This window comes from Streptomyces sp. AN091965, from assembly GCF_022698285.1.
Classification (GTDB): Bacteria; Actinomycetota; Actinomycetes; order Streptomycetales; family Streptomycetaceae; genus Streptomyces.
The window spans coordinates 9,328,965-9,342,993 of sequence record NZ_JALDMY010000001.1 but is presented as its reverse complement, the minus strand read 5'-3'; the positions used below and the strand labels follow the sequence as shown (position 1 = coordinate 9,342,993).

General features: G+C 73.4%; 16 protein-coding genes. 9 read left to right on the top strand and 7 right to left on the bottom strand.

The annotated features are described in order from the left end of the window. Positions 1-3: 3 nt before the first annotated feature. Both MQV74_RS38525 and MQV74_RS38520 read right to left on the bottom strand, forming a co-directional pair. Positions 4-912, bottom strand: a complete 909-nt coding sequence (locus tag MQV74_RS38525; RefSeq protein WP_242728152.1) for an amidohydrolase family protein — start codon at positions 910-912, stop codon at positions 4-6. Between the two features lie 281 nt (positions 913-1,193). Beyond that, the gene (locus tag MQV74_RS38520) at positions 1,194-1,997 is read right to left on the bottom strand and encodes an alpha/beta fold hydrolase (RefSeq protein WP_242728151.1); all 804 of its coding nucleotides are present in this window, start codon (positions 1,995-1,997) and stop codon (positions 1,194-1,196) included. Positions 1,998-2,140: 143 nt separating this feature from the next. On the opposite strand from MQV74_RS38520, the gene MQV74_RS38515 reads away from it, so the two are divergent. Then, the gene (locus MQV74_RS38515; RefSeq protein WP_242728150.1) at positions 2,141-2,749 is read left to right on the top strand and encodes a TetR/AcrR family transcriptional regulator; all 609 of its coding nucleotides are present in this window, start codon (positions 2,141-2,143) and stop codon (positions 2,747-2,749) included. A gap of 207 nt (positions 2,750-2,956) precedes the next feature. Then, positions 2,957-5,596, top strand: coding sequence for an AfsR/SARP family transcriptional regulator (locus MQV74_RS38510; RefSeq protein ID WP_242728149.1), 2,640 nt, complete (start codon positions 2,957-2,959; stop codon positions 5,594-5,596). On the opposite strand, the gene MQV74_RS38505 is transcribed toward MQV74_RS38510, so the two are convergent. From MQV74_RS38505 to MQV74_RS38485, 5 genes are all read right to left on the bottom strand, one after another. Beyond that, positions 5,593-5,796 carry a hypothetical protein gene (locus MQV74_RS38505; RefSeq protein WP_242728148.1) on the bottom strand — a complete coding sequence of 68 codons (204 nt, stop codon included), beginning with the start codon at positions 5,794-5,796 and terminating at the stop codon, positions 5,593-5,595. The two genes, MQV74_RS38510 and MQV74_RS38505, sit on opposite strands and share 4 nt — an antisense overlap. A 178-nt stretch (positions 5,797-5,974) precedes the next feature. Continuing rightward, entirely contained in the window at positions 5,975-6,151 is a 177-nt protein-coding gene (locus MQV74_RS38500; protein WP_242728147.1) for a hypothetical protein, read from the bottom strand. Positions 6,152-6,240: 89 nt separating this feature from the next. Beyond that, a complete protein-coding gene (locus MQV74_RS38495) occupies positions 6,241-7,239 on the bottom strand; it encodes a hypothetical protein (protein WP_242728146.1) in 999 nt (332 codons plus the stop codon). Between the two features lie 702 nt (positions 7,240-7,941). Next, positions 7,942-8,463 (bottom strand): hypothetical protein, encoded by a 522-nt coding sequence (locus tag MQV74_RS38490; protein WP_242728145.1) that lies wholly within the window; start codon positions 8,461-8,463, stop codon positions 7,942-7,944. Positions 8,464-8,773: 310 nt separating this feature from the next. Further along, complete coding sequence (locus MQV74_RS38485; RefSeq protein ID WP_242728144.1) at positions 8,774-10,006, bottom strand: MFS transporter; 1,233 nt, start codon at positions 10,004-10,006, stop codon at positions 8,774-8,776. A gap of 99 nt (positions 10,007-10,105) precedes the next feature. On the opposite strand from MQV74_RS38485, the gene MQV74_RS38480 reads away from it, so the two are divergent. The 7 genes from MQV74_RS38480 to MQV74_RS38455 all read left to right on the top strand — a co-directional run bounded on the left by MQV74_RS38480 (position 10,106) and on the right by MQV74_RS38455 (position 13,992). After that, positions 10,106-11,191 carry a helix-turn-helix domain-containing protein gene (locus MQV74_RS38480; protein ID WP_242728143.1) on the top strand — a complete coding sequence of 362 codons (1,086 nt, stop codon included), beginning with the start codon at positions 10,106-10,108 and terminating at the stop codon, positions 11,189-11,191. Positions 11,192-11,271: 80 nt separating this feature from the next. Continuing rightward, positions 11,272-11,466: a hypothetical protein gene (locus tag MQV74_RS38475; RefSeq protein ID WP_242728142.1), complete on the top strand. Its 195-nt coding sequence runs from the start codon at positions 11,272-11,274 to the stop codon at positions 11,464-11,466. A gap of 14 nt (positions 11,467-11,480) precedes the next feature. Continuing rightward, positions 11,481-12,173 (top strand): UdgX family uracil-DNA binding protein, encoded by a 693-nt coding sequence (locus MQV74_RS38470; protein WP_242728141.1) that lies wholly within the window; start codon positions 11,481-11,483, stop codon positions 12,171-12,173. Positions 12,174-12,340: 167 nt separating this feature from the next. After that, positions 12,341-12,742, top strand: a complete 402-nt coding sequence (locus MQV74_RS38465; RefSeq protein WP_242728140.1) for a DUF6479 family protein — start codon at positions 12,341-12,343, stop codon at positions 12,740-12,742. A gap of 241 nt (positions 12,743-12,983) precedes the next feature. Then, positions 12,984-13,118, top strand: coding sequence for a hypothetical protein (locus MQV74_RS41010; RefSeq protein WP_278194312.1), 135 nt, complete (start codon positions 12,984-12,986; stop codon positions 13,116-13,118). 54 nt (positions 13,119-13,172) lie between these two features. Continuing rightward, complete coding sequence (locus MQV74_RS38460; protein ID WP_242728139.1) at positions 13,173-13,499, top strand: plasmid stabilization protein; 327 nt, start codon at positions 13,173-13,175, stop codon at positions 13,497-13,499. 79 nt (positions 13,500-13,578) lie between these two features. Further along, on the top strand, positions 13,579-13,992 hold the full coding sequence (locus MQV74_RS38455; RefSeq protein ID WP_242728138.1) for an SRPBCC family protein: 414 nt from the start codon (positions 13,579-13,581) through the stop codon (positions 13,990-13,992). Positions 13,993-14,029 lie beyond the last annotated feature (37 nt).

Sequence of the window (14,029 nt, the reverse complement as noted above, 5' to 3'; positions counted from 1 at the left end):
AACTCAGAGCTGGTACAGGCGCTGAGCGGTGTCGTGGAAGAGCTTCGTCCGGCTCTCCGGCGAGTACCGGGCGGCGGCGCGCCGGAAGAGGCCGTAGATGTCGTTGAACGACATCTGGATGCTGCCGACGGGAAAGTCGCTAGCGAACATCGCACGGTCGGCGCCGAACGCGTTGACGATGGTGTCGATGACGAAGGCGAACGACTCGTCGGTCGGGGCCGGGTCGTAGGTGCCCAGGGCGGAGATCTTGATCGCCACGTTGTCCGCCGCGGCGAGTTCGGCGATGCTGTCCTGCCACGCGGCCAGGGCGACGGGGTCGCGTTCCATGGGGCTGGCGGCGTGATCGACCACCATCGTGACGTCCGGGAAGGCACGAGCCAGGTCGGCGACCTGGTCGGCCTGCCAGGGGAACATCAGGAATTCCACGAGCAATCCGAGTTCGCGTGCCCGCTCGACGCCCTCACGCCAGCCGGGATCGCGGGTGAGGAACTGGTCGGTGACCCAGGACCGCTGGGGGTTGGGATGCCAGCCGATGGTCTGGCGGACTCCGACGACGCGGTCGAAGGCGGCTTGGGCTGACATCGTGCGCTCCGTGGACGGGGTGCCGAAGGGGCAGGCGGCCACGTAGCGCTGTGCGATGCCCCGATGCCTGGGCAGGGTCTCCAGCCATCGCGTCTCGTTGACGGGGTCGTCGGCGGGGTCCCAGAGTGCCTCCACGTGAACGCTCGCCACGACGTTCTGCTCTGCGGCGTCGGCCACGTAGTCGCCGACCAGGTAGTCGTGGTGGAGCTTGTCGATACCAGGCAGGACGCTGAAGTCCGCCGGGGACAGCCACGGGTGGACGTCGGCGGCGAAGTCCCACAGGTGCATGTGCGGGTCCATGACGGGTCCGTCATAGCCGATGTGCGACATGGGCTCCTCCGAGCGTCGAGTGGCGGAACGGCCGGGACCCCGAGCTGCCGGCAACGCGGCGAAGCCTCCGCCGCCGGCGTGGTGATTCCGCTCAACACGCCGACCACGCAAGCTCCGTCGGTTCCGCATTCTGCCAGCCTTGGCGTGCCGCACGAGCTCGTTGAGCGGTTGTCCGGCTGCCGTACGCAGGGACGCTGATCCACGGCCGGGTCGCGTGGTGCCGGACGCCTTCGCCGGTCAGCAGCCGGATTCCGTTCCGCATCCAGGGTGCCCGTGAGGGCTCACGCCCGCTCCCCGCCGCCGAAGAAGCCGGTCAGGACAGGGGCGAGGAGGTCCGGGGCGATGGTGTGCTCCTGGCCGGGGAAGACGTGCAGGGCGAAATTGTCCGCCAGCGCGGCGAGTTCCCGCGCGCCCCTCAGCATCTGCGGTGCGCCCGCGTCGCCGCTGCCGACGAGAACGGGCCCGGTCACGGACCGCCAGCGGTCGGCGGGCAGCGGTCGGCCCGACATGGTGTCGCCCATGACCTGCCCGTCGTAGGGCAGGGTGCGGGCGGTGGCCTCCATGCCGCCCCAGAAGGGGGCCTGGCGCATTCCGGCGACGGCCTCGGCGGGCAGGCCCACGGCCGCGGTCATGAAGTAGGCCACGGCATCGCCGTACGCGCCCTGCCGCACGAGGTCCGTCAGACGGGCGACGTAGTCGGCGGGCAGCGGCGGGCGGCTGTCGTCGGTGATGAACGGCGGTTCGTACACGGCGAGGCGGGAGACGGCGCTGCCCCGCGCCACGGCCTCGAGCGCCAGTACGGCACCGGAGGACATGCCGAAGACCATCGCCTCGCCGCCCACGCTCCCAATCAGCGCGTCCAGGTCCTCGACCTCACGCTGCACGTCGTACTCCGGGCCGTCCCCGCTGTCACCGCGCCCCCGGCGGTCGTACGTGACCACGGTGAAGCGCTCGGCCAGCAGACCGGCGAGCCCGGCGGAGTCGCCGCGCGTCATGAACGCGCCGCCGACGAGCACGACGGCGGGGCCCGAGCCCTGCTGCTCGTAGGCGATGGCCGTGCCGTCGGCGGAGAACACCTTGTCCATGAGAGACCACCCCAAAGGAACTCTGCGCGGTACGCGGGACCGGAAGTCCCGCGCTTCAGTACTGGACCGTACAGTACCCACGCGAGTACTGGTCAGTCCAGTACTCTTCCGGGAGGGACGGGCCGAAGGAGAAGGAGTCGAGGATGGACAGCCGTTCAGCACGCAAGCACGAGGCGATCCGGGAGGCCGCGACCAGCGTCTTCCTGGACAAGGGGTACGCGGGAACGAGCATGGACGACATCGCGAAACTGGCCGCGGTGTCCAAACAGACCGTCTACAAGCACTTCTCCGACAAGGAGAAGCTCTTTGCCGACATCGTCCTGGCCACCACCGACCGGCTCGACACCACCATCGACCTGCTGGCCGACCTCCCGACCGACGACGCCGGCCTGGAAGAGAACCTCACCCGGCTCGCCCGTCAGTTCCTGACCGCCCTCACCGACCCCCGGGTGATCCAGCTGCGGCGCCTGATCATCGCCAACGCCGACGTCTTCCCCGACCTGGGCAGGGAGTGGTACGAGCGGGGCTTCGAACGAGGACTCGCCACGCTGGCGGCGACCTTCCGGCGCCTGTCCGACCAGGGGCTGCTCCGCGTCGACGACCCGCTCCTGGCCGCGAACCACTTCTCCGGCCTGCTGCTGTGGATCCCGGTGAACCAGGCCATGTTCACCGGCAGCGCCCGGCACACCGAGGCCGACCTCGACCGCTACGCCGCCGCCGGCACCCGGGTGTTCCTCGCCGCCTACCGCTGACCACCGCACCGCGAGAGTCGAAGCCCGCCGCCGCTCCGGCCCGCGAGCACGGCGTCAGCCGCGGTGCCGCCCGCGCCGCTGTCACCGCCCCTCGGTCGGCCTCCGGGGCCGGTCCCCTGCCCCGGAGGCAACATGACTTAGAGTCAACGCAGGGAGCCCAACTCATCACCGAGCGGGGCGTGAGAACAGCTCGGCGAGGAACATCAGGTGCACGACCGGCGGGGCGGACTTTCCTTTCGGCTGCTCGGGCCCGTGGACGGCCGGGCCGGTGACGAACCGATCGGTGTGGGATCGCCGCAGCAGCAGGCCGTCCTCGCCATGCTGCTGCTGGCCGAGGGCCGGGCCGTCTCCATGGCGGAGCTGATCGACGGCGTGTGGGGCGAGGAGCTGCCGCGCACCGGGCGCCGCACGGTCCTCACCTACGTCTCGCGGCTGCGGGCCGTCCTCGATCCCGGCCGGCATGCCGGTGAGAGCGGTCAGGTCCTCCTGTCCGTGCTCGGTGGATACGTGCTGCGGGCCGAGGACGTCGAGGTCGACTCCGTCCGGTTCGAGCGGGAGGCGGCCGACCGGAGCGGCAGCGTCCACGCCCGCCACGACCGGCTGGCCGGGGCCTTGGGCCGGTGGCGCGGAGCCGCGCTCGCGGGCGTGCCCGGCCCCTGGGCGCAGCGCGAGCGGGACCGTCTGGAGGAGCTGCGGTCCACGGCGCGCGAGGCGCAGTTCGGCCACGCCCTCGACCTGGGCCTGCACGCGCGGGCCGTGCCGGAACTCCAGACCATGGTCGCCGAGTTCCCGCTGCGCGAGCGCCTGAGCGAACTGCTCATGCTCGCCCTCTACCGCTGCGGGCGCCAGGCCGAGGCCCTGGCCGTCCACCGTGCCGTGCGGCAGGCCCTGCGTACCGAACTGGGAGTCGCGCCCTCCGCCTCGCTCATGGACCTCCAGCAGCGGATCCTCACGGCCGACCCGGGCCTGATGGGGCCCGCGGAGCAGGGCCGGGCCGGTGGCCGGAGGGACTCCTCCGTTCCACCGGCCGCCGTGGCGGCGCCGGTCCGGCCGCTCCCCCAGCAACTCCCGGCGGGCATCGCCGACTTCACCGGCCGCGGCGCCGCGGTCGACGCGATCCGGGCCGTCCTGGCGGGCGGTGGCACGGGCCAGGAACACGCGGTCACGGTGTGCACGGTCAGCGGCACGGCGGGCGTGGGCAAGACCACCGTCGCCGTCCACGTCGCGCACGCCCTGGGCGAGGAGTTCCCCGACGGACGGCTCCATGTGGATCTCGGCGCGGGCAGCACCCCCGCCGACCCCGCCAGCGTCCTCGCGGACTTCCTGGCGGCCCTGGGCACCCCGTCCGACCGGATCCCGCTGGGCCTCCAACAGCGGGCCGCGCTCTACCGCACCCTCCTCGCGGACCGGCGTGTGCTGCTCGTCCTCGACAATGCCCTGGACGCCGAGCAGATCCGCCCCCTGCTGCCGGGCACGGCGGGCTGCGCCGTCCTGGTGACCGGCCGCTCCCGCGATCTGGCGCTCCCGGGCGCGCACCGCTTCGACCTCGACGTACCGTCCGAGTCCGAGGCGTTGGCGCTGCTCGCCGCGATCGTCGGCCCCGCGCGGGTGGCCGCCGAACCGGAGGCCGCGCGGGCCCTCGTGGAGGCCTGCGGGCGGCTGCCGCTCGCCGTGCGCATCGCGGCGTCCCGGCTCGACGGCCGCCCGGGCCGCAGCATCGCCTCGCTCGAACGACGCCTCCAAGACGAGCGCGCCCGGCTCGACGAACTGCGCGTCGGAGGCCTGGCCGTGACGTCGACGTTCCACCTCGGCTACGGGGCGCTGTCCCCCGACGCCGCCCGCGCCTTCCGGCTGCTCGCCCTGTCCGACGCACCCGACCTCCCGCTGGCGGTGGCGGCCGCGCTCCTGGACACGGACGAACGCACCGCGGAGCACCTGGCCGAGACGCTCGTGGACGCGGGCATGCTCGAGTCGCACACCCCGGACCGCTACCGCTTCCACGACCTGCTGCGGCTGTACGCCCGCCACGGCACGGGGCACACGGACCGCCCGGAGGAGTGCGAGGCGGCACTCGTGCGCGTGGCGGAGCTGCTGATCGCCACCGCACTGCGGGCCGCGCGGGCCGTCGTGCCCACCGAGACCCCGCGCGCCTGGCTGCGGCCCGTGCGGCACTCGGGCGTGGCCTTCGCAGGGCCCGAAGAGGTGCGGGAGTGGTTCGGTGCCGAACACGCGCTGCTCACCGCCACGGTCAACCAGCTGCTCCCCTGGGGCCCGCAGGCCCTGCGCACAGCCGTCGAGCTGCTCGGGGTCGTCGGGGTCAGCGGGCACTTCATGGGCCGCGCCCACTACCTGGAGATCAGCAGGATCGCGGGGGCCGCCGCCGAGCGGGCCCGCGCGCACGGGGATCCGGAGTACCGGGCCCGTGCCCTGCACACCCGCGCCTGGCTCTCCTTCCTCGCGGCGCGGCACGAGGCGGCGGAGGCCGATCTGCGCACGGCGCTCGCCTGCGCCGCCGAGACGGACCACGCCCTGCGCCACCACATGTCGGGCATCCTGCTGGCCCTGGTGCTCTGGGCGACGGACCGGCCCGAGGAGGCCGAGCGCACCATGCACGAGGCCGCACGGTTCGCGGGCGACCTCCAGGACCCGGACAGCCCCGCGGCCGTCGCCCAGTACGTGGCACGCCTGTACACGGCGCTCGGCTCCCGGCAGCCCGACGTCACGGTCATGACGCCGCTGATGCGCACGGCGGACGCCACGGGCGAGTCCCTCACCACCACGGAAGGCCTGCAGCGCCTGGGCACCCTGCTGCGACGCCCTGCGCCGGACCCCGCACACGGGACCTAGCGGCGCGCCCGCACCTTGCCGAACTCTCCGTAGACCGCGAGCGCGGCCCCGACCACGAACAGCACGGCGTACCCGGCCGTGGGCACGTCCCACCACTTCTGGATGAGGCCCCAGGAGTCCCCTCCGAAGGCCCGGCCCAGGAACCCCAGGGCGCCCTGGATGCCGACGACCCAACCCACGATGACGATGATGTCTTTCATGCCCTCAGCGTCGCCCGCACCCAGGTCCGGGACATCGTCCACCGGTCGGACCTGCCGGTAGGCCGAAGGATGCACGCCGGCATTCCCGCAGGCAGGGCCATCGCCCCCGTGCCCCCCGGCATTGGCCACGATCGGCAGCTGACAGCCGTGCGCTTCCGGCAGCGGCCGGCCGACGGTGTCAACTGCCGGGGCGCGGGGCGATGTCGGCGAGGAGCCGTGCCGCGTCCTCGTAGCGGCGGATCTCGGCGCTCGTGGCGCGGGCGACGTACGGGACGAAGCAGGGCCCGTTCGCGGAGACGACCTCGTGGAGCAGGTCGGGGCCCGCGCCGTGCCAGACCAGGGCATCAGCCACCACGACGGCCTCGCCGAAGGCCGGTGGGCGCCAGTAGGGCGAGAAGTCGATGACGGCCGGGGCCAGGCCCGGCTCGACCAGAACGTTGCCGGTCAGTTCCGCGGGCCCGGCCCGTGGACGCGGGCGCCTGGCCTCAGTTCGACGCGGACCGTGTCGTCGTCCTCGATGACGAAGGTGGCGTCCCGGTCCTCCCGCCAGCCCAGGGGGAGGACGTAGTACCGGTGGTCGCGCTCCACCAGGAGTCGCAGGCCGCTGTAGCGGTAGCGGTAGCGCAGGCCCTTGCCGAGGTCCTCGGCGACGACGTCGGGGCCGGTCAGGCTGAGGCGTTCGGTGCTGAGGACCACGACGGCCACGCGGTTCACGAGGCGGTGCGAGGTGCGCCGCGCGTCGCGGCGGCCCAGGTCACCGGCCGCCAGGGCCACGACCCACATCAGGAACACCCCGGCGACCACGAGGGAGACGGCCCGTTCCCACGCGCGTCGCCGCCGGGGCGAGCGGGCGGTCGCCGCCGAGGTCTGTCCGAGCAGCAGCCCCACGGCGACGCAGAGGGGTGCGATCCAGTTGAGGCCGCCGAGCAGCGGCCACAGCGCCATGAGGACGGCCCCGGCGACGATGAGGAAGGGGTGAAGGCGCGCGAGGGTGTGGCCGTACTCCCGTACGGCCCGCACCTGGCGCTGCTCCACCCCGAGCAGGGCCATCAGCTCCGGCGTGTACGGGATGAGGACGAGCACCGCGAGGGCGGCGAACACCGGCAGCGTGACGAGCCGCAGGCTCCGCAGGGCGAACTCCAGCGAGTCGAACCCGACGGCGAACGTGCCGAGGTGGAAGTAGCTGTAGAACGCGTCGACGTAGAGGTAGCCCGCGTAGAGCATCAGCGCCACGACGAAGGAGCCCGCGCCGAGCAGGGAGTTGGCGTACTCCAGGTGACCGCCGGTGTCGGCGTCCGGCGGAGTGGCGGGGGGCGTGTCCGGCGACCGGCGCGCCCGGGGCGGGCGCGGGGCCGGGCGGGCCGGGCCGCGTACGCGGGGGCGCGGGCCCCGCAGTGGTGTCGTACGGCGGGATCTGCGCGGCGGCGGGTCCGGTGCTGTCATCGGCGTTTCAGGAGCCGTCGTCCGTCGTGGGCGGACCGCTCTCGGAGGCTTCGGGCGGGGTGGACGGCGGGCAGGTGGCGGCCACGCTGCCCGGGTCACCGCACGGAGGCGGCGGGTCGGTGGTGACGCCACCGGAAAGGCCCCCGGAGGTGGTTCGGGTCCCGCCGTCGGTGCCGCCGGTGTCTCCGCTGGGGTACACGCCGATGCCTCCGACGGAGCCGCCGCCCGTGCCTCCCGGTGCGACGGGTGGTGCGGAGACCGGCGGAATGTCGTCCCCGCCTTCGTCCGCTCCGCCACGGTCCCCGTCGCCCCCGCCGGTGGGCGAGTTCGCGCCGGAGTCACCGGACCGCGCGGAGGTGGGCCGATCGGAGCCACTGTGGGGGTCCGACGGGGCCTCTCCGCCGCCTCCGCAGCCCGACGCCCCACACAGCACGAGGGCCACCGCGAGGCCCACCGCGCTCGCGTCCCTGACGCGTCGCCCTGTCCGCATCGCATCCCCCTGGACAGCCCGTACGTACCTACGCTGCGCTGCCTGCGGAAAGGATCCCACCGGGTCGTGCGGTCCGCAGCTCCGCGTGTGCTCGGCGTAGGGAATCTGCGCCCGTTGACGGACGGGCCGGGCTCTCGACGCCGTACGTCTTCCCGGCGCGGCCGTACCGGTCCGAACGTGCCGACCCGAACGTGCCGGTCGGATCGGAGCGGTCAGGCCGCGCGGCAGAGCACCGCGGGTCCGGCCGGGGCCGCGGCGCGGGCCACCGTCGCCTGCACGGGAGAGGCGGCGGGGGCCGCGGCCCGCGAGCGGTTCCGGGCGAAGACGACCAGGCGCAGCACCACGAACCGCGCGACACCGGCGAGCGCCGAGGCCGACAGATAGACGACCTGCTCCAGCACCGCGCCGGGCGCCGCCACCAGCTGCTGGAGGGCGAACATCGCGACGCAGGTGACGACGTACGCGGCCGCCGCGGATCCGGCCGACTGCATGTGCTGGCTCCAGGTCGCCCGCCCGCCCCTGCCGAAGGTGAAGCGGGCGTGCAGCTCGGTGGCGAGGAGCGTGGAGACCACGGTGATCAGCGCGTTGGCCAGGGCCCAGGGGAGCCAGGAGGCGAGGCCCGCCACGGCGAAGCTGGAGGCGAGCCCCACGCCGCCGCCGCAGAGCACGAAGCGGGCGAAGGCGGTGACGGCGCCCGGCGCTGCCACCTGCTGCTGGCTCTGCGCTGTCTCCATGGTCCGACCCCTTCGATGGTTCTCCGCGAAACGCGCGCCCCTCGGCCGGTGAGACCGAGGGGCGCCCCCTCATGTCGCCATCATGGCACATCCATGGCGCCATTGCGAGCCATTTATGGCGCCACACGCATCACCGATGGCGTCACCACGTCATGGGACCACAAAGACGCAGGTCAGAGCCGCTAGGTCAGCCACACCCCACCTCGGGAGCGCCGCATATGCCACCGCTGTGGCGGAGACTCTGCGGACTGCCGTGGCGCCAGCCTGGCACCAGCCCGCGGGCCGACGGCGCCGGAGGTGGCCCCTCGGTTCATGAGCCGGCTTTCGCCCGGTCCCGCGGGCGCGTTCCGTGGTCCTTCTCCGAGGCGACGGCCGCGGCCGAGACGAGGGTCGCGGCAGTGAGGCTGCCCCAGAGCGCCGTCGGGCCGTGGGGCGCCAGAGCGGTGAGGGCCATCGGGGAGACGGCGAGGCCGAAGCCCGTGGACAGTTCGAAGCGGGCGAGGGCGCGGCCCAGGGCACGGGCCGGGGCGAGGTGGGTGACGAGGGCGGTGGCGCTGCCCGCGTAGATGATCTCGCCGAGGGTGCAGACCACGGAGACCGCGGCGACGGCCGGGGCACCCCAGCCGCGCCCGAAGGACGTGGCCGCGAGGAAGCCGACGTAGGACACGGCGAGGACGACACCGGCGGCGGCCAGCACGGCCCGCCGGGAGTAGCGGGACAGCAGGACGGTGAGCGGAACCTGAAGGGTGACCACCAGCACCGTGTTGGCCACGAAGATGGCCGCCGACCACACCGGGGAGGCGTGCAGCTGCGTCACCAGGACCAGAGGGAGCGCTATCTCGGGGACATTGAGGCAGAAGACGTAGATCACGTTGGCGGCGAGGAGCACACGCATCCGGGGTGCGGGACCGCCGTGCTCGCCCGTGTCGTCGGCGGTCGCCGGACGCGCGTGGAGGTGCACCGACCACGCCAAGGCCGCCGCGGCGAGGTAGGCGAGGCCGGTGACGGCCGCGAGCGCCTGGAGCGCGGCGGTGCCGCCCGCGAGGCACGCGGTGGCGATGAGCGCGCCCACGCCCAGGGCGGCGTTGCGCAGGGCCCGGCCCGCCGCGAGGGCCGCGTCGCGGTCCCGGCCCCGGGCGACCGTGGCCACGAGCGCCGCGTGGGCGGCGGGCCAGGCCTGGTTGCCCACGCCGAGGACGAGCGCGGCCGTCGCGAACAGCCACACGTGCCCCGCCGGGGTGGCCAGGAGCAGCGCCACGCCGAGGACCCGTACCAGCATCGAGGCCGCCACGACCGTGCTGCGCGCGCCCCGGTCCAGCCATCGGCCCACTCCGGGCATGCACACCAGGCCCACGACGACTCCGGCCGTCATGGCGATGCCGGTGGCCGGTGCGGACAGCTTCAGCACCGTCACTCCGTAGAGCAGGAGGAAGGGCCGCAGCAGGCCGGTGCCGAGCGCGTCCACGGCCAGGGCGACGGCGTAACGCGGACCGCCTGAGGCCCGGACGAGGGCGCGGGGCTCGATCTTGGTGGTGGTTGCCATGGCGCCAACGGTGCGGACGGCGACCCGTCCGACCTCGTCGGTTGACGGTGTCCGTCAACCGACGCCGCCGCCCGTAGGCAGGTCGGTGATGATGAGCGGATGACGCTGAGGATCGACATCAGCGGTCTGCCGCCCGAGCGACTGCGGTTCGCCGCCTCCCCGCTGGCCGAACTGACCGCGATGCTGCACGTGCTGGCCGAACCGGGGCACCATCCGCAGTTCGCCGCCTGGGCCGGGGACGTCTGGGCCGGGCTGCGGCCGGAGCTGGCCGAGCGGTTGCGGGAGGCGGAGTTCCTCTGGCGTTCCTCCCAGGCCGACTTCCTGCTTCCCGCCCGGCCCCGGCCGACCCTCGCCGAGGAGCTGGACGACGTGGACCGGATCGACGACGAGGCGTACGTGACCGCCGCGCTCGTCACCACGTGCGGCAGCACCCGGGTCCGCTCCGCCGCGCCGTCGCCCCTCACCGACGCGGCCGCGCGCGAGCGGGCCCTGGACCTGGCCCAGGCCCGCGGCGCGCGGCAGGAGGCCTTCGCGGAGCGGCTGCTGGCGGATCCGGCCGCCGTGCGGGCCCGGGTGCGCCACACCCTCGAACTGTGCGCGGAGGCGTTCTTCGACGCCGCCTGGACGGGTGTCGCCGTGCGGCTCGCCACCGATCTGCGCCTCAAGCACGACCTGCTGCGGCGCCAGGGCGTCGGAGCGGCCCTCGCGTCGGCCTCGGGCGCGGTCGCCCTGGCACCGGACGGCGACTGCATCGTCGTGGACAAGCTCCAGGACAAGGCGACCTCCGCCCACGGCACGGGTGTCACCTTCATCCCCAGCGTCTTCGGCAACCCGCACCTGGTGGTGGTCCACGCGCCCGGGTGGCAGCCGGTGGTGCAGTACCCCGTGGCCGAGCCGGGCCCGGCGGAGCCCGTATCGCTGGAAACGGTCACCCTGCGCCTCGACGCCCTCGCCCATCCGCTGCGCCTGCGGCTGCTGCGCACCCTGGCCCGCGGCCCCCACACCACCGGCGAGCTGGCCCACGCCTGGGAACTCTCCCGCCCGGAGGTCTCCCGCCACCTCGCCGTGCTGCGCCGCGCGGGCCTGCTCGCCTCCCGACGGCACGGCCGCTACGTCCGCCACGCCCTCAACGTGCCGGACCTGTCGGCCCTGGGCACGGACCTGCTGGCGGCCGTGCTGCGCTGAGCCCGTGCGGCCCGCCGCGATCGCGGTGCTCCCCCGCGTCCGGGTCGCGGAGTGCGGGCGCCCGACGTAGACCTGGAGTCATGAGCGAGGAGAAGACGACCTGGCATCCCGGTGAGATCGTGCCCTCCAGCGGGATCTACGAATGCGACTGCGGCGCCGGGCACCACTGGAGCACCGATGTGAAGGGGCACCGGTTCCCTCCGTTCCCCGCGGGCTGCCCGGGCGAGTACTGGCGGCTCCAGACGCAGGCCCACCCCGAGGAATCACTCGGCTGACCCAAGGGGGCACCGTGCCGCGCTCGACCGGGCAGGCTGCCGACAGCGCGCTTCCCTATGTGCCCGCGCGGGGCGGGATCCCGGCGCTGCGGCGCGCCGCCGCCGGCTGCCGCGGCTGCCCGCTGTACGCCGAGGCCACGCAGACCGTGTTCGGCGCAGGTCCCGCCCGCGCCCGCCTCATGCTGGTCGGAGAGCAGCCCGGCGACCAGGAGGACCGGGCCGGCGAACCGTTCGTGGGTCCGGCCGGGCGGCTGCTCCGCTCGGCGCTCGACGAGGCCGGGATCGACGCCGAGCAGGCGTACTTCACCAACGCGGTCAAGCATTTCAAGTTCGCGCCCGTCACCGAGGGCAGGAAGCGCCGCATCCACAAGGCGCCGAGCCTCGGAGAAATGGCCGCGTGCCGCCCCTGGCTCGCGGCCGAGATCAAACGGGTGGACCCGGAACTGGTCGTCGCACTCGGTGCGACCGCCGGGAAATCCCTGCTGGGAAATTCCTTCAAAGTGACCGCATCGCGGGGTGCCCTGCTCTCCCTGGCGCCCGGGACCGATCTGCCGCTCGCCGAGGAGGAGAGCGGCAGCGCCGACGACGCCGATCGCCGGCTGCTGGCCACCGTGCATCCCTCGGCGGTCCTGCGGTCCAAGGACCGCGACGAGGCGTTCGCGGGGCTCGTGTCCGACCTGCGTGTCGCCTCCCGCTTTCTGGGCTGAGACGCCCCCGGTGGCACCGGACGACCGCAACTTCATACCGCCCGGCACATGTGGGCTGCTTCTGAAGCCGGCGGGCCCGGGCACCCGGCCCCTGGAATGTGAATACCCATTCCGAAGCGACTTAGTAAGTGAGAGCGGATTTCCGCCCGGACACATAGGAGGCATACATGACTGGCTATTTTTCGAACGGGGGCGGGTACAACACTCATATGAAGACCATGGAGTGGGAACTCGCTGCTTCCTCCGGCACGGCGTTGTTGATGTGGATTGCCGGTCTTGCCGTGGTCGGCGTTCTCATCGCCGCCTTCATCTGGGGCCGCCGCGTACAGGCCCGGGAGGCCAGGCGGCCGCGTCCGGACGAACAACCGCACCTTCCCGAGGACGGCCCCGTCAGGGAGGTCCGGGAGTACCGGGACCCGGACGAAGTGCCTCACGACGGCGGTTGGCTCACCCCGCACGAGCTGAAAGAGGGCTACGGCCAGTCGAGCACGCACCCCAGCGCCTCACAGGACCCCAAGGACCACAGGAAGGGGCGCGGCAGCAGCTTCGGAGGCGGCGGCCTCGGATAGCGGGCTGCACCCCCGTGTCACCGGGGTCCCACGGGGCCGCCCCTCGACGTCTCGGGAGGCGGCCCCGTCCGTTTGCCCCGAGAGTGGAAGGGCAGACGACCAGCGTGCTTCGGACAGGAGGCGCGTTCGCGAAGCGGCAGCGCCACTGTCGCCTGCGGCTGCTGTCGAAGCCGCACGGTGGCCTCGCCGCGATGTCCCCCGCACGCACGCGTAGGCCGAGGAGCGAGTCCCATGCCCAGGGATGCGTCCGCCAGCAGCCACCCACACCTCGCGCCGCGCCACCGCGCACGCCGCGTCCGCGCGTACGACGCGGGCCCGGTCAGGGGCCGTCAACCGCTACGTCCCCGAGCGCGGCCCCGCGCGCGGACCGGAGTGAGTGACCGGACACGAGCGCCATCGCACAGCAAACAGAACCGAGAGAGGTCGTCCCATGCCTGCTGGATCCAGCAAGAAGCGTGAACGCCAGTACGAGCACATCAAGGAGAGCGCGGAGAAGCGCGGGGAGTCCACGAAGCGCGCGAAGGAGATCGCCGCCCGGACGGTCAACAAGGAGCGGGCGCGCTCCGGCGAGTCCAAGACCGCGAGCAAGACCTCGACGCAGGACAAGAAGTCCGCGTCCCAGCGCGGCGGCGAGCGCTCGCACAGCGGCTCCCAGGGCCCCACCCGTGACCAGCTGTACGAGGAGGCCAAGAAGAAGAACATCGAGGGCCGCTCGTCGATGAACAAGAAGGAACTCAAGCGGGCACTCGGCCACTGAGGCTCCCCAGGGGGCTCATGTCCGCGTACGGCGGGTACTCGTGCCCGCCGTACGGCCGCCACCGGAGGACGGGACCGCCATGACCGAGTACGAGCGTTCGCGCACGATGCCCGCGCCGCCCGAGTACGTCTTCGACCAGGCCGCCAACGTCGACGGGCTCGACAGCTGGCTGCCGGGCGCCCTCCACGTGCGGGCCGGGCACCTTCCCGACGTCACCGTGCACGAGGACCGCACGGACGAGGACACCGCCGCCGAACTGCGCGTGCGACGCGAGCAGATGCGGCTCGAATGGGGCACCCGCGACCAGGACAGCTACGCCGGTTGGCTCCAGGTCACCGGGGTCGACGGGGGCTCCGGCGAGGCGACGGTGCACCTCACCTTCTTCGACGAGAGCCACGACCCGGGCAAGGAGGCCGTCGAGGCCGCGCTGGACGACAGCCTCCGGCGCCTGGAGGAGCAGGTGCGTCTGCGCGTCGACAACGCGGCGGGCTGAAGCGCGCCGACGGCCGCCCGCCGAGGTCCAGGAGGTC